Consider the following 14,709-nt stretch of genomic DNA (forward strand, 5'->3'; position numbering starts at 1 on the left):
AGGGGATCACGATGGCAAGCATTCGATTTATCCACAGCGCCGACCTGCATCTCGGCAGCCCGTTCAGCGGTATGAAAGGGCTTGGTGCCGAGCAATGGAAAACATTGCAGAACAGCACATTGGCCGCTTTTGAACGGTTGATTTCCTATACGCTTGAAACGCGGCCTGATTTCTTATTGATTGTCGGGGACATTTACGATGCGGAAGACCGCAACTTGCGTGCGCAGCATCGTTTTCAGCAAGGCATGGAACAATTACATGAAGCGGGCATCCCGGTTTTTTTGAGCCACGGCAACCACGATCATTTAAGCGGGGGCGGCGCGAGTTTTGACTTGCCGTCAAATGTCCATGTGTTCCAGGACAGCGTAGAGAATATGATGCTGCCGGTGAGAGGCGCAACAGTCAAAATTGCCGGATTCAGCTATGGCCGCCGCCATATCACCGAATCGATGATCGAACATTATCCAAGTAAAGAAAACGGCGTCATCCAGATCGGCATGCTCCACGGTTCTGAGGAAAGCGACACAGAGCACGCTGTATACGCACCGTTTCGCAAAGAGCAATTGCTGGCCAAAAACTACGATTATTGGGCGCTCGGCCATATCCATAAGCGGCAGCAATTGTCGCTGGATCCACCGATCGTCTATCCCGGGAACCTGCAAGGGCGCCACAGGAAAGAGTCCGGCCCTAAAGGCTTTTACGAGGTCGTACTGACGGATGGCCATGCCGAATTAGAATTCATTGGAGCAGAAGCGGTGCGCTTTGAGCGGATCGAAATCGATTGCAGCAGCGTCCAGCACATGAATGAATTATTCAGCATTGCCAAAGAACAGCTTGAAGCGCATGACGCTGAAGCGCTCGTGGCAGAACTGGAACTCCAAAATCTGGACGAAGCAACGATCCATATGCTTGAAGATATCCCGAATGGAGAGCTTGTATATGCTTTACGCGAAGCGCTCAGCGAGCCACAGCGCTTTGTCCATATTTCAACGGTTCAGCTTGACAGAAACGGCCTCTCTTCGGAATTATCGCCGTTCGGCAAACAGCTTGCCAGCCGCCTGGGAAACTGGCAGTCGAATGACTGGAAACAGGCGTTGAAAGAGCTTTACAACCATCCGAAAAGCGGGCGTTTCCTGCCGCAGTTGAACGAGGAGCTGCAGAGCGAATTGCAGGCCGAAGCGGTAGCGAAAATCCGCAAGATGATGGCATTGGAGGACCAGCAATGAAACTTGAAAAACTGATCATTTATGGTTTTGGCCGCCACGAAAACAGGACCATCGTGCTGAACAAACCGATAACCGTATTTTACGGAATGAACGAAGCGGGCAAAACGACCATCCAACAGTTTATCTTGCAGATGCTATTCGGCTTTTCAGCACGCAGCCAAGCGCATAAACGCTACGAACCGAAAGCGGGCGGCAAATACGGCGGCCAGCTACAGCTGAGCGATCCCGTTTATGGCCGTGTCGTGATCGAGCGGATCGCCGGCAAATCGGCAGGGGATGTGACGCTCTGGTTTGAAGACGGGCGCCGCGGGGGCGAGGCAGAACTGGCGGAGTTATTAAGAGGCTATGACAGGGCATCCTATGAAGCAATTTATTCTTTTTCGGTCCACGAACTCCAGGATCTCGACCAAATGACGGAACAGGAGCTGACGCGCACGCTGTTATCTTCCGGCACTGCCGGTGTCGACCATGCCGGGAAAATGGAAAGCCAGCTCGAACGCGAAATGGGCGAGCTGTTCAAGAAAGCGGGGAAATTACCGCTAATCAACCGTTTGACCGAAGAGTTACGGGAACTTGAAACGGAGTTGCGCGAATACAAACAGCGCGCCGACAGCTTCCGTCCGGCAACCGAGCGGCTGGAGCACATCAAACAGCGATTGGCTGAGCTGGGCCAAACTGAAAGCGTGCTAGTTCAAGAGATCAAAGAAGCGGAGAAATGGCATCAAACGGCGCCGCTATTGGCACGGAAGCAACAACTTGAGCGCGTGGCGGAAAGCGGCCCGATGAATTTTCCGGAATCGGGCATCCGCCAGTATGAACGCCTGCTCGACCAGAAAAACGAATTACAGGCCGAATCAGCTTTTCTTGAAAATGAAACAGGTCGATTAGAGCCGGTCCGCGAGCTGCCTGAAACAGATTCACTAACAGACCTGCTCGGACGCGAAGCCGAATGGCACCAGATAAATTCTTCATTGAAAGTGAAACAAGAAGAGCGCAGCCGATTGCAGGATGAGCTCGACCGGTTACTGAAATTATGCGGAATGAACAAAGAGCAGGCACTGCTCTCGGATGCCTCGCTCGAACAGGAAGACCGCTTGAAGACCGTATTGGAGGCGCTCCAAAGCGCAGAACAAGAACAAGCTTTCGGGCAGCGGCGATTGGCAGAAGAGCGGCAACGGCTGTCAGAAGCTGAACGCGCGTTAAAACAATACCTTGAAGCAGAGCCGCCCGCAGAACAGCGGCAGCGCGCAGAACAATGGGCCGACATCGAGCCGCAGTTGGCATTGGCCAAAGCGCAGCAAAAACGGCAAACGGGAACGGCTGCCAATAATCGCCTAGCCCAATTTCTGCTGGGGGCCATCGGGATTGTCGGCTTGATCATCGCTGCATTTTCCGCAGACGCTTTGACAGGCTTGCTTGCGGCGATGGCACTCGGTGCAGCAGTGTGGCTCTGGCTGCGCGATAGCAAATCACCATCTGGTACGGCGAAGGATGAATTAGTGGAACGCTACGGCGGGCAGGAAGCGGAATACGAAGCTTTGCTCATGAAGCTAGCGGAATATGATAGAGGCCTTGATGAACGATTTGATGCAATCGAGGCAAGCAAGCAGAAAATCGCTGCGCTGCCGCAGACAGACAGTAGCGAGGAATTGCAGGAATACCGGCGATTGCTGAAATCACTCGGCTTTCCGGAAGATACTTCACGCGCTACCGTCCTCACTTTATTCGATAAATTGCGTGACGTGCATGCAGCCGCTAGCCGGCTGGAGCGCGTCACAGAAGAAATAAAGAATTTGGAAGGCCAGCGAGAAGGATGGCTAGAGCAGGCGCAGCGTGCATGCGGCAAACCCGTAAGTGCAAGCAATGTTATCAGCGTGCTTCGTGCGGAATCGGAAGCACGCCAGCAGAAACTTCAGCATGCCGAAAAAATCCGTGAGAAAAACCAGCAGCTGGCGGAACAGGCCCGGAAATGCGCTGAGCGATTGGCCACGCTTTCCGAAGCGATGGATGAGCTGTTCAAAAGGGCTGCAGTGGCAGATGAAGATTCGTTTTACCGCGCTGCCAAACTATCGGAACAAGCAAAGTCCGCACAGGAACAATTGCAGATGGTTCAGTCGCAGCTTTCGACCATCGGGAAAGTGGAAAAGCCCGCTGCACTTGGTGACGAAGAAGAGAGTGCAGAACAATTTCTTGAGCGTTCGCAGCAACAACTGGATGAAATGCAGAATGAACGCCAGTCATTATGGGAAGAACAAGCAGAAAAACTTCAATTGACGAGGCATTTACTGTCGGATGAAGGGCATTCGATGAAACTTCAGGAACTGGAAGCGAAAAAAGCAGAGTTCCAGGATGCAGCCAAAGAATGGGCTGTCAACCGCGCAATCGTTGAAGTATTCAAGCAGACGATGGACGAATTGAAAGAGACAAAGCTGCCAGCAGTGCTGTCGCTTGCGGAATCGTACTTCACCCAATTGACCGCCGGCGAGTATGTGCGCTTGCTGCTCAGCCAGGAAGGAAACTTTGAAGCGCTGCGGAAAGACGGCTTACGCTTTCGCGTCATCGAGCTCAGCCAAGCAACGAAAGAGCAGGCATATTTGGCACTGCGCTTTGCGCTGGCATCTTCTTTGAAGGAATCTCACCCGTTCCCGATCATCATGGATGACCCGTTCGTCCATTTTGATCGCCGAAGAAGCCAGCAAGTGATAAAATTAGTGGAAGAGCTGCAGGCAGACCATCAGTTCATTTATTTCACATGCCACGAAGCGATGCGGCAAGCTTGGCCAAGTGCCCAGCAAATCGACGTGGCGAATCCTGAAAGGAGCATCCAAGCATGACAAAAGGAATAACTACCCGCGCTGTCGGGGAGACAGTCGATGATTTTCTTCTGATCAAACAATCGGTCAAAGGCGTCACGACGACCGGCAACCCATTCATGTCACTCGTTCTGCAGGACAAGAGCGGAGACATTGAGGCAAAGCTATGGGACACGAAAGACGAACATGAACGGATGTATGCGGCAGAAACGATTGTCAGAGTCGGCGGGGAAATCCATAATTACCGCGGTAAAAACCAGCTGCGCATCAAAAGCATCCGTCCGGCAAAACCGGAGGAGAACTTGACGATCGCCGAGTTTTTGCCTTCAGCGGCGCAAAGTACAGATGAATTGCACGAAGAAGTGACGAAGTTCCTGTTCGAGATGGAAAACCCGCAAATCCAGCGCATCACGCGCCATATCCTGAAGAAATACCAGCAGCAATTCCTGACTTTCCCGGCCGCGACGCGCAATCATCACGATTACGTATCTGGCCTTGCGGATCATGTCGTGTCGATGCTCAAGCTCGGGAAAGCGATTTGCGAAGTGTATCCGAGCCTGGATAAGGATTTATTGTATTCGGGGATCATCCTCCACGATATCGGCAAAGTTTTTGAACTTTCAGGGCCGGTTGCGACGACTTATACCGTAGAAGGCAATTTGCTCGGCCATATCTCGATCATGGTAACCGAAATCGCAAAAGCAGCAGAAGAGCTCGGCATCGAAGGGGAGGAAGTCATGGTCCTCCAGCATATCGTGTTGTCGCATCACGGAAAAGAAGAATGGGGCAGCCCGAAAAAGCCAATGATAAAAGAGGCTGAAATCCTCCATTACATCGACAATATCGATGCGAAAATGATGATGCTCGACCGCGTGCTCGGCAAAACGAAAGAAGGCGAGTTCTCGGAACGTGTCTTCGCACTCGACAACCGCTCATTCTACAAGCCGAAACTATAATACAGAAATACAGGAGGGGGAGCTATTCGAAAATCTGATGACAGGGCTTTCGGAAACGCCCCTCTTTTTATACTTAGTATATTACTGATGTCCATTACGACGGACGCTTTCCGCGGGCATGGCCTCAGCCGCTTCGTCGCTGGCGCTCCTGCAGGGTCTTCAGCTCATGTCGCTCCGTCGCTTTGCTCCGTCACTGCTCCCGCAGGAGTCGCCGTCTCCATTTCCATCACGAACCTCTTCAATATATAAAAACCCCCGACAAAGATGTCGGGGGTTTGCTTTGCTTATTCAGCCGGAGTTTCTTCCGTTTCTTCCTCAGTTGGGGCTCCTTCTTCAGGAGCTGGTTCTGTGTTAAGGATTTCATCAAGCGCGCCTTCAAGTTCTTCATCTTTGATTTCGATGTTGGCTTCTTCCATCAAAGCTGCGACTTTCGGGAGTAGTGTGGATTGATCCGCTTTGGACATGGCGATTTCAGAACGCAAAGCTTCGCGTTGGTCTTCAAGCGGCTCTTGGCCTTCGACTTCACGCTTTTCAGTCACTTGGATAATATGGAAACCGTGCTGGGATTGGACCGGTTCGCTGATTTCATCGACTTCAAGTGAATAAGCCGCATCTTCGAATTCAGGGACCATGGCGCCAGTGCCGAACCAGTCAAGTGAACCGCCATTAGCGGCAGATCCTGGATCAGTGGAGTATTCTTCCGCCAGTTCAGCGAAATCACCGCCATCGTCAAGTTTCGTTTTCACTTCATTGGCTGTTTCTTCATCCGCAACTAAAATATGACGCGCATTCAATTCAGTTCCTTGGCGTTCGTACCGCTGCTCGATTTCTTCATCCGTCACTTCGATGTCTTCCGTCAATGCTTTTTCCTGAAGCAAGTTCAGGCGAATGACTTTTTTGTAGCTTTCTTCCGTGTGGTTGTTTTGCGCTAGAAACTGTTCAAAGTTCTCGCCCATTTCTTCTTTGTTACTTTCGAGCTCCGCTTCTACTTCTTCGTCAGTCACTTCGTAATTCGCGCCTAACACTTTCTCAATCATCAGGATTTGGATGGCTTGGTCCCCGACAGAGGTTTTCATTTCCTCGTAAAGTTCTTCTTTGGTCACGTCTCCCGCTTCGGAAGTGACGAGCACTTCACTATCGGAACCGTTATCGCTGCACGCAGAAAGGGCAAGAACCGCCGCTGCGATGGAAAGGGTAAAGGCTGATTTCTTCATAAAAATATTCGCTCCTAACTTTCTTTCAATCTAAGTTGAATTTATAGGGGGGATGATTTTACACAAAAGGATAGCCGCTGCTGCATGATGGACAGCCGGATGTTTTTTGTGTTTGTTTTAAGTGATTCCGTAGTTACTATATCATAAACGAATGAAAAAATAAAAAGTTCCAAAAAATTGCGAATCCGTTAAAGAGTGGGGGATATTGGAGTGAATGCCATGAAAAAAGCACTTGCTCTGGCAAGTGCTTACGGGGTGAATTCGACCCCGACATATAATGAAACAAGCAGGATTAGAATCAATATGTTAATGGTACGAAAAATCTTTTCATGGTTTTCCTCGGGAATTTCCCGGGATGTAACAAGTGCTAATGTCATCCGATTGATCTGGAATAGATAAAATACGGAAAACATTACAACGAATGCGACTATCATGAGTTTCCTCCCCTCTGACCTTAACTTCCATTATAGCAAAATGGAAAGAAAAAAGCAGGTCAGGCAATTGGCTGCGGCACCAGGATCTCGAATCCAGTGTCCGTCTCTTCGATAAGTGCGTGCCGCGGCGAGCGTGCCAAGTTGCGGATATAGATCAAATCCGTAACGGACAAAGCGCTATGGTACGCAAGCAAAATGGCGAAATAGTGGCTGTAAGCCGGCCAAATGATGCTCAGCGCGATAATGGCTGTATTGATGACCGCAAACGGTGTAACAAGCGCTAGCAGGAAACGTGATTTCCGCACCGGTTCTTTGATATACAAAGAAATGGTCGGGCACATTTTCAATTGTTTGCGCATGCTGATTTTCAGGCATTTGCGGCTTCCGAGTAAAGGCAGAAGGTGCAAAAGTTTATGGATAGGGTAGATGGCCAGCATTCCGATCATGAACAGCAAAAAGTTCTGGTCGGATAACGGGTCGGCATACATGATGGCCAGCAGCATGTAATAGCTGGTGAACACCCCGGCGCCGATCAGCGCGGAAATGAAGAACAGGCGGTCAGAACCGTATTGTTTTTTGACGTTGATTGTTTTCCAGCAATGCATATGCGTATCTCCCATTGATGTATAGTGTTGTTGAGCCGATACATACAATACAACGTTTCCTGGGGGAATGCAAGCTTCTTCGGCGAAATTTTTCACCGTGTTTTTCAGCCGTTTTTATTCTCGGTTAACACGTGGTTTTCCTCATTGAAACGGTTCTCGATGTTTTTGAATGAAGCCTCGAAAATCTCCATGAAATCATCGCCGTAAATATTGCGGATGATGGCCATGACATCCATGAATTCGGGGAATTTCCCGTATAGATTGCGCAGTGGGAGCGAGCCGTCGACGACCGAATGGGGCGTATCGTGATAACGTTCGATCATCTCCTGCATCAACTCTTCACCTTTTTGTGTCAGTTCTACATATGTATTGCGTTTATCGGTATCGCGTTTCGAGAAGGACAGCAATTCACGTTCTTCAAGTTTTTTTGAAAAATTGAATGCTGTGGAGACATGCATGACCCCGAATTTCGCCACATCGGAAATGGACGCTCCTTTCAAATGGTAGGAAATCCATAAAATGTGATGTTCATTAATATTCAGGTCATAAGGTTTTATCCACATCTGCCAATCTTTCTCGACTGCTTTCCATAATGCTTTCGATAATTGCCCAATTCTTTGGCTGTACAGCATAGCTTCTTTCATTGTGTATTCTTTATCATTCACGCGAGCACCAACTTTCACCGGAAATATTTTCTTTATTATAGCAATAAAGCAAAGTGAATTAAAGTGAGAATAGTAAAATAATTTAGTTAAAAAAAACAACCTGACCTATGAAGGTCAAGCTGTCTCAGAATCGTCCTTATTTTCCGCTTTTTTTGGGTCGATTTTCGTCGGTTTGTCTTTTTTCTTCTCTTCCTCGTTTTTATCCTTGCTGATCGCCGCCTGCAGCTGCTCGATGGAATTCTGGATCGCTTTGATTTCCAGCTGCAAATGTTCTTTCGCGGGAGCTGTGCCTTCTTGCCAAGATTGGAGGGATGCTTTCAAGCCATCTACGGCTTCAGGTACTTGTGTTTTCGATTCTTCCGTCAAGTGGTTGATCGATTCCTTCAATTCATTGATGCGGGCTTTCAGCTCGTTCATCGATTCTTTCCATTCCGAGCCGCTCGATTTGATGGAAGTGCGCAATTCCTCACCGGATTTCGGAGTGGAGAGGATGGCTGTTACGGCACCAGCAATTAGTCCGGCACCAAGGCCTGCAAAAAAATTCGTAACTTTCATAAGTGTAAGCGCTCCTTTCGTATCTATCTTTCTTTTCCTTTATTTCACTTAATTAAAACATGGAATGAATCGCTATTCAATAAAAAATGCCTTTCCCTGCAAAAGGGAAAGGCATTTCAGGCATTAGCGAGCCTGCGCGGCTGTGGAACTTTGGAAGTTCGAGCGCTTCATGAGCCCTGTGACAATCGGGAACATGACCGCAAAGGCAACGCCATTCATGATAGTTGCCGGAACGACGACCGTTGCAAGCAGCAGCGTGAACGGAATATCGGCGCCCAGGATGAAGATGGCGGCCGACAGGAAAATGGTTCCTGACAGTACTGTTCCAATTGCAGTGAGCGCAATGCCGACCGGCAACTTGGCGGCATACTTATTCAATAACGACACAAGTGCGAAAAAGACGAATGCAGTGACGAATTTATCGATGATATTCGGGAAAAAGCCTCCCGGAAAGCTTGAAAACAATCCGGAAATAATTCCGGTGGTGACAGCGAGCAAAAAGACGCTTTTCACGTCACGGAATAGCAGTATGCCGATAAACATCATCGTCAGCATAAAGTCGGGTTTCATCCCGCCGTTGATGCCCGGGATCATTACGTACAATGTCGCACCGACGCTGACAAGCAGCGCCATTAACACAAGATTTTTCGTATTCATTTCTCATCTCTCCTCAGCTCAAGCTAGTTTCTTTTTCCCGGACGTGCCCTCGTGGCCGCCGGCGAAAAACGTATTACGATCTTATCTCGTGCAGCACAGAAAATCAAGCCTCAGAGGCTAGCTTGGTTTTTACCTGTTCAGCAAGCTCCTGGATCTTCTCCGTGGTGTACTCTTTTTCTTTGGTCATCCATTTCGCGCCAAATCCATCGCTTGCGCCGTAGCGCGGGATGAAATGCAGATGGAAATGGAACACGCTTTGCCCGGCTTTTGGCCCGTTGTTGTTCAATAAATTCATGCCTTCCGGTTCAAAGGTCTCTTTGATGGCGCTGGCAATCTTCGGCGCCACGCTGAACAACTGGCCTGCTTCTTCCGGCGTCATATCGTAAACAAACTCGCGATGGGTTTTCGGAATCAGCAGCGTATGCCCTTTTGACAAAGGCATGATGTCCATAAAGGCGTAGACATGCTCATCTTCGTACACTTTGACGCTCGGGATTTCCCCTGCAATGATTTTGCAAAAAATGCAATTGCTCATAAACTCATCCTTTCTGTAATGGGTTGGCCGTTCTTTTTTCAGTTTACCATATTCAGTGAGCGAGTCATTCTACATTTCAACTGGTCCCGACCGGGTTCATAAAGCGTCCCATTTCCCGAAAGAATTCGCCACGCAGTTTTGATACAATAGTAAACGAAGAAAGAGGTGTTGAAAGTGGCAATATTGGAAGTAGAAAATTTAACGGGCGGATATACGCGAAAGCCCGTGTTAAAAGACGTAAGTTTTTCTATAGAAAAAGGTGAATTGGTCGGCTTGATTGGCTTGAACGGAGCAGGGAAGAGTACAACCATCAAGCATATCATCGGCATCATGCAGCCAAAATCCGGGACGATCCGACTCAATGGCCGGACGTTCGGGGAAGACATTGACGCTTACCGTTCCGCTTTTTCCTATATTCCGGAAACGCCTGTGCTGTATGAGGAATTGACCTTGCGCGAACATCTCGAACTGACGGCGATGGCTTATGGCTTAGAACAAGAGGTGTTCGAACAGCGTTCCGCAGCTTTATTGAAGGAATTCCGCATGGAGAAGCGGCTGAAATGGTTTCCGTCCCATTTCTCAAAAGGGATGCGCCAGAAAGTCATGATCATGAGTGCATTTCTAGTCGACCCGGATTTGTACATCATCGATGAACCTTTCGTCGGGCTCGACCCGCTCGGCATCAAATCGCTTCTCGACCAGATGGAACAGCAAAAGCGCAGCGGCGCATCAGTGCTCATGTCGACCCATATCCTGTCGACAGCAGAACGCTATTGCGACCGGATTATCCTGCTCCACAATGGGCGCGTGCGGGCAATCGGCACGATGCCGGAGCTGCGCCAGGCATTCGGCATGCCAGATGCCTCACTCGATGATTTGTATATTGCGATGACCGAGGATGACGATAATGAAGAACCTGCATGAAGTATGGGACAAGCGGCTCCGTCGCTATACCGCTGAAGTCCAGAATTATTTAAAATTCATCGTCACCGGCCATATTGCGGTCGTCATGTTGTTCGCCATCGGGGCGGCCGGGTATGCCTATAGCGAATGGGTGCAAAATGTCCCGCCCGAATTTCCGGCAGCGCTATTGATGGCAGTATTGTTCGGGGCGCTATTGTCCTACAGCCCGCCGGTAACTTTATTGAAACAGGCGGACGGGGTGTATTTACTCCCTCTTGAAAGCCGGCTTGATGAATATTTGAAACCGGCACATCGCTGGACTTATGTGTCGCAGCTGTATTTGCCGATTGTCGTATTTATCGTCTCCTTGCCGCTCATCAACGCCTTATACGGCTTGCCTTCGTCTTATTTGATCGGGTTTCCGATTCTATTGCTGCTTGTGAAATGGTGGAATGTCAGGAGCGAATTCCACTGGCGAAAAGCAAGCGATGGCCATAAGGTATGGCTCGAGCGCGCGGTCCGCTTTCTGCTCGTTGCCGGGTTTGCCTGGTCGTATGTCGATGGATGGATTGTTGTTTCGGCCGTCTTTTTGTTCGCGATGATTTTCTACGGCAAATGGCTGGAACGCCGCGCTGCGGGAAAAGCATTTCCTTATGGCCATTTCATCGAATTGGAAGAAAACCGCATGCTGCGCTTTTACCAGTTTGCCAATTATTTCACCGACGTCCCGCATTTGAAAGGGAAGGTGAGGGAGCGCAGATGGCTCAACCCGGTTTATCGTTTGATCAAGAGCAAAGCTTCGAATGCCCATTTGTATTTGGTGAGCCGGACGTTCATTCGTTCGGATGAGCTGTTCTTTTTATGGGTGCGTTTGACGCTGGTCAACCTGGTCGGCGCTTGGCTCATCCCATTCCAAATCGCGATTGCTTTATTTGCTGGGGCATTGGCGTTCGCTTCCACGATCCAATTATGGCAAGGCTTGAATCAGTCCCAACATTTCCGCATGGACCAATTGTTTCCGCTTAGCACGCATAGCCGCGAAAAAGCGGTATGGAATTGGGTGCTCGCGGTCCAGTTGATCCAAACTGCAGCGGCATTGGTCTTGCTGCTGGCACTCGGACAGTTTGCAACAGCGCTACTTATCGCGGCAGTCATAGCCGTCGTTTCGGTCGTGACGCTTGCGGGCGCCAGAAGAAAATCTGCACAGCTGAACAAACGAAAATAATTTAAAAAAGGGTTGGAGAAAATGAAACTTTCTCCAGCCCTTTTGCTATGTCGTTTATTCGTGGCAAGTGACTGCGGCTTTGCCAAGCGTTTTTGCGGCAATCAGCATCGCTTCTTCTTTAAAGTCGAATTTCGGGTGGTGATGGGGATAGACTTCACCGTCCGGCATCGCGCCTGTGAAGAAGAATGTGCCCGGAATCTCTTCGAGGTAATAGGCGAAATCCTCGCCGCCCATTTGCGGCGGGCAATTGAAGACTTCCTCAACACCTGGCACATCTTCGGCAAGGTCTCTCAGGAATTCGGTTTCCTTTTCGTGAGTGACGACTGGCGGGTAGCCCCGGTGGAATTTAAAGTCGATGTCGCTATTAGTCGCGATGGCCGTGCCTTTAGCGACGCGCTCCATTTCCTGCTCCATAAGGGTGCGTGTTTCTTCGGTGAAGGATCTAACTGTTCCGTTCAGTTTCGATTGGTCGGCAATGATATTGAATGGGTTCTCGGCAATGAATGATGCAATCGTCAAAACTGCGGACTCGAGCGGGTCCACACGGCGTGCGACAAGCTGTTGCAGGCTAGTGACAAGTTGTGCCCCTGTCACAACGGCGTCGACAGTTTCGTGTGGCATCGCGCCGTGGCCGCCGCGCCCTTGGACAGTGATTTCAAAACGGTCCGCAGCTGCCATGATCGGTCCAGTCCGGTAATCGATCCGCCCGAATGGCGTTGTCGACCAAAGGTGGGTGCCGAAAATGACATCGACGCCGTCGAGCGCACCGTCTTCGATCATCGGTTTCGCACCGCCTGGCGCAAGTTCTTCTGCGTGCTGGTGAATGAGCACATACGTGCCAGGAAGTTCATCGCGCAAGCCGTGGAGGATTTTGCCAAGAACGAGCAAGGTCGCCGTATGGCCGTCATGTCCGCAAGCATGTACTACATTCGGCACAGTGGATTTATAGCTGGTTTCTTTCTGGTCCTGAATTGGCAGGGCGTCAAAATCGGCGCGCAAGGCGACCGTCTTGCCTGGCTTACCGCCGCGGATCGTCGCGATGACGCCATTGCCTCCCACGCCAAAGCGGATATCGACACCGAGATCTTCATAAAAATCGCGGATATATTTAGCAGTCTTGGTTTCCTGGAATGATGGCTCCGGGTTCATGTGCAGGTGGCGGCGGATTTCCACCATTTCGGGATAGGCATTATCGAGTTCAGCAAAGATCTTTTCAATCATTGGATCATATCCTTCCTAATTTTCTGTATTTTCTCTAGTTTAACATAGCAAAAAACAGAACGGGGAAGCCCCGTCCTGTCAGTATGTGAAATTCAGATATGAAGCAACGAAGTAAAGCAGCACCACCAAAATGGATGGCAAGCTATACGCCCATGTTGAAGCTGTCTTCGGCCGGTAAAGCGAGAACATTACCAGTACGCTCATGACGAGCACTGCGCTGGCGATGATGAAATTGGCGCCGGAAACTTCAGCAAGAATCGAGCCCTCCACGTAAATCGGGTCCGACAAAGCCAAAATGACCATGTTGAAGATATTGCTTCCGAGAACAGCGCCGACCGCCATATTGACATTAGACAGGCGGAGCGCGACGAAAACCGAAATCGCTTCCGGCAGGGAAGTGGCAGCGGCCACCAGGAAACTGCCGACAAAGCTCGAGCCGATGCCTGTCACGACAGCAATTTCATCGCCCGTAATGGACAGGGCGGTGCCTGCCGCCATGATGACCACAGCGACAAGCGCGAAACGGATGCCCGCGTGTTTCGGGGATAAATGCGCACTCGGATTTTTCGGCGCTTTGGCATCGACCGGCTCATCGTCCATATCGATCGTATCCAAGTTCGGCAATTTATTGATGATCAGCATGCCGATCACATACGTTATTCCGATTGCCAACGAATCGAGGCCGATTCCAAGGAATGTGACATCGGTGCGCAACCACAACGCCAACAATAAGAGCACAATCAGGAAGATGCCGAGCAGGGAAGAGTAGGTGTGGTCCTTGGATGCCCGCTCAAGCATGCGCCTGCGGTTCAGCAGCAAATCGAATCCCGCTAAGATAAATAAATTGAACAAATTCGAGCCAATCATATTGCCGACTGCGATATCGGCATTACCGATCGCGGCTGCCGAGAAACTTGTGGAAATTTCCGGGAGACTAGTGGCGCCAGCAAGCAGAAGCGTTCCGACCATCATGCCGCCCATCGCTGATTTTTCACTGATGACATCCGCATACTGGGACAGTTTAATGGCGGCGAACACGGTGACTGCTGCAGCCAGCAGAAAATAAATGAATACCAATAGATGTTCCTCCTAAACATGTTTCTTCTATATAGACAGCAAAATAGCCGGGCAAGTCGGCCATTGATTACTCGTCTTCTTCAGGTTTCGCTTTATACATAGTGACATAAGAAGAACCGGAGAAGATATTGGCACGCGGTTTTTCCGCTTCTTCCTGCGGTTTTTCAGAATGTGCTTTGGCAAAAGCTTGCGACTCTTTCCATTTCTCATAGAATGCCGGAGATTCCCATTCGGTCAGTACGACGTACGTATCGGAATCGAGCGGCCGCAAGACGCGAAAAGCGACATATCCAGGTTCATTTTCGATTGCCCCGGCACGGTTCTTGAAGCGGTGCTCAAAAACAGGACGCCCTTCATCGGCCACCGGGATATTATTCATGACGAAAAATCCTTTTTCGCGGAACTCGCCGGTGCCATCGACCACTTCAAAACTACGGGGAGTTTGGAAAATGGATTTGCCTTCGGTTTCGTGCAATAACAAAGTCGTGTTTTCGCCTTGCATCAGCACCATTGTCTCATCCGCATGCTTTTCGCGCATTTTTTTCATAAATTCGTAGGTTCCTGTCGTCATATAAACATTCATTGAAAAAGCCTCCTAATAATCGGGATACATTTTGAGTTGC

Annotated in this window: 15 protein-coding genes; 5 read left to right on the forward strand and 10 right to left on the reverse strand. The window is 49.8% G+C overall.

Annotated elements, in window-relative coordinates; translation table 11 throughout:
- Positions 1–11 precede the first annotated feature (11 nt).
- From M1Q06_RS05565 to yhaM, 3 genes are read left to right on the forward strand one after another with little or no spacing between them, the layout of a single operon-like run.
- Positions 12–1,226 (forward strand): metallophosphoesterase family protein, encoded by a 1,215-nt coding sequence (locus M1Q06_RS05565; RefSeq protein ID WP_434402151.1) that lies wholly within the window; start codon positions 12–14, stop codon positions 1,224–1,226.
- Positions 1,223–4,060: an AAA family ATPase gene (locus tag M1Q06_RS05570; protein WP_434402153.1), complete on the forward strand. Its 2,838-nt coding sequence runs from the start codon at positions 1,223–1,225 to the stop codon at positions 4,058–4,060. The genes M1Q06_RS05565 and M1Q06_RS05570 overlap by 4 nt, the downstream gene beginning before the upstream one ends.
- The gene (gene yhaM, locus M1Q06_RS05575; RefSeq protein WP_112233607.1) at positions 4,057–4,995 is read left to right on the forward strand and encodes a 3'-5' exoribonuclease YhaM; all 939 of its coding nucleotides are present in this window, start codon (positions 4,057–4,059) and stop codon (positions 4,993–4,995) included. Before M1Q06_RS05570 ends, yhaM begins: the two co-directional genes overlap by 4 nt.
- Positions 4,996–5,279: 284 nt before the next feature.
- Here yhaM and M1Q06_RS05580 read toward each other — a convergent pair whose 3' ends face one another.
- The 7 genes from M1Q06_RS05580 to M1Q06_RS05610 all read right to left on the reverse strand — a co-directional run bounded on the left by M1Q06_RS05580 (position 5,280) and on the right by M1Q06_RS05610 (position 9,660).
- Entirely contained in the window at positions 5,280–6,209 is a 930-nt protein-coding gene (locus tag M1Q06_RS05580; protein ID WP_434402155.1) for a peptidylprolyl isomerase, read from the reverse strand.
- A gap of 248 nt (positions 6,210–6,457) precedes the next feature.
- Positions 6,458–6,643 (reverse strand): hypothetical protein, encoded by a 186-nt coding sequence (locus M1Q06_RS05585; protein WP_068868672.1) that lies wholly within the window; start codon positions 6,641–6,643, stop codon positions 6,458–6,460.
- Positions 6,644–6,702: 59 nt separating this feature from the next.
- Entirely contained in the window at positions 6,703–7,248 is a 546-nt protein-coding gene (locus M1Q06_RS05590; RefSeq protein ID WP_121301016.1) for a DUF3267 domain-containing protein, read from the reverse strand.
- A gap of 104 nt (positions 7,249–7,352) precedes the next feature.
- On the reverse strand, positions 7,353–7,913 hold the full coding sequence (locus M1Q06_RS05595; RefSeq protein WP_083509225.1) for an HTH-type transcriptional regulator Hpr: 561 nt from the start codon (positions 7,911–7,913) through the stop codon (positions 7,353–7,355).
- Positions 7,914–8,027: 114 nt separating this feature from the next.
- A complete protein-coding gene (locus tag M1Q06_RS05600) occupies positions 8,028–8,468 on the reverse strand; it encodes a YtxH domain-containing protein (RefSeq protein WP_434402158.1) in 441 nt (146 codons plus the stop codon).
- A 123-nt stretch (positions 8,469–8,591) separates the two neighbouring features.
- On the reverse strand, positions 8,592–9,125 hold the full coding sequence (locus M1Q06_RS05605; RefSeq protein ID WP_434402160.1) for a tryptophan transporter: 534 nt from the start codon (positions 9,123–9,125) through the stop codon (positions 8,592–8,594).
- A gap of 103 nt (positions 9,126–9,228) precedes the next feature.
- Entirely contained in the window at positions 9,229–9,660 is a 432-nt protein-coding gene (locus M1Q06_RS05610; protein WP_101189945.1) for an HIT family protein, read from the reverse strand.
- A gap of 174 nt (positions 9,661–9,834) precedes the next feature.
- Here M1Q06_RS05610 and M1Q06_RS05615 point away from each other — a divergent pair, with 174 nt between their 5' ends.
- Both M1Q06_RS05615 and M1Q06_RS05620 read left to right on the forward strand, forming a co-directional pair.
- A complete protein-coding gene (locus tag M1Q06_RS05615) occupies positions 9,835–10,584 on the forward strand; it encodes an ABC transporter ATP-binding protein (RefSeq protein WP_101189946.1) in 750 nt (249 codons plus the stop codon).
- Entirely contained in the window at positions 10,568–11,788 is a 1,221-nt protein-coding gene (locus tag M1Q06_RS05620; protein ID WP_434402162.1) for an ABC transporter permease, read from the forward strand. The genes M1Q06_RS05615 and M1Q06_RS05620 overlap by 17 nt, the downstream gene beginning before the upstream one ends.
- 54 nt (positions 11,789–11,842) lie before the next feature.
- Here M1Q06_RS05620 and M1Q06_RS05625 read toward each other — a convergent pair whose 3' ends face one another.
- The 3 genes from M1Q06_RS05625 to M1Q06_RS05635 all read right to left on the reverse strand — a co-directional run bounded on the left by M1Q06_RS05625 (position 11,843) and on the right by M1Q06_RS05635 (position 14,669).
- The gene (locus tag M1Q06_RS05625) at positions 11,843–13,009 is read right to left on the reverse strand and encodes a M20 metallopeptidase family protein (RefSeq protein ID WP_434402164.1); all 1,167 of its coding nucleotides are present in this window, start codon (positions 13,007–13,009) and stop codon (positions 11,843–11,845) included.
- A 78-nt stretch (positions 13,010–13,087) separates the two neighbouring features.
- Complete coding sequence (locus M1Q06_RS05630) at positions 13,088–14,086, reverse strand: sodium:calcium antiporter (RefSeq protein WP_121301023.1); 999 nt, start codon at positions 14,084–14,086, stop codon at positions 13,088–13,090.
- Between the two features lie 67 nt (positions 14,087–14,153).
- Complete coding sequence (locus M1Q06_RS05635; protein WP_434402166.1) at positions 14,154–14,669, reverse strand: antibiotic biosynthesis monooxygenase family protein; 516 nt, start codon at positions 14,667–14,669, stop codon at positions 14,154–14,156.
- Between the last annotated feature and the right edge of the window lie 40 nt (positions 14,670–14,709).

The organism is Planococcus sp. 11815 (assembly GCF_051096385.1).
Classification (GTDB): domain Bacteria; phylum Bacillota; class Bacilli; order Bacillales_A; family Planococcaceae; genus Planococcus; species Planococcus citreus.

Coding starts and splice junctions, on each gene's coding strand:
- yhaM (WP_112233607.1), top strand. CDS start 4,057: ATGACAAAAGGAATAACTACCCGCGCTGTCGGGGAGACAGTCGATGAT.
- M1Q06_RS05635 (WP_434402166.1), bottom strand. CDS start 14,669: ATGAATGTTTATATGACGACAGGAACCTACGAATTTATGAAAAAAATG.
- M1Q06_RS05625 (WP_434402164.1), bottom strand. CDS start 13,009: ATGATTGAAAAGATCTTTGCTGAACTCGATAATGCCTATCCCGAAATG.
- M1Q06_RS05620 (WP_434402162.1), top strand. CDS start 10,568: ATGAAGAACCTGCATGAAGTATGGGACAAGCGGCTCCGTCGCTATACC.
- M1Q06_RS05585 (WP_068868672.1), bottom strand. CDS start 6,643: ATGATAGTCGCATTCGTTGTAATGTTTTCCGTATTTTATCTATTCCAG.
- M1Q06_RS05605 (WP_434402160.1), bottom strand. CDS start 9,125: ATGAATACGAAAAATCTTGTGTTAATGGCGCTGCTTGTCAGCGTCGGT.
- M1Q06_RS05600 (WP_434402158.1), bottom strand. CDS start 8,468: ATGAAAGTTACGAATTTTTTTGCAGGCCTTGGTGCCGGACTAATTGCT.
- M1Q06_RS05590 (WP_121301016.1), bottom strand. CDS start 7,248: ATGCATTGCTGGAAAACAATCAACGTCAAAAAACAATACGGTTCTGAC.
- M1Q06_RS05610 (WP_101189945.1), bottom strand. CDS start 9,660: ATGAGCAATTGCATTTTTTGCAAAATCATTGCAGGGGAAATCCCGAGC.
- M1Q06_RS05565 (WP_434402151.1), top strand. CDS start 12: ATGGCAAGCATTCGATTTATCCACAGCGCCGACCTGCATCTCGGCAGC.
- M1Q06_RS05580 (WP_434402155.1), bottom strand. CDS start 6,209: ATGAAGAAATCAGCCTTTACCCTTTCCATCGCAGCGGCGGTTCTTGCC.
- M1Q06_RS05570 (WP_434402153.1), top strand. CDS start 1,223: ATGAAACTTGAAAAACTGATCATTTATGGTTTTGGCCGCCACGAAAAC.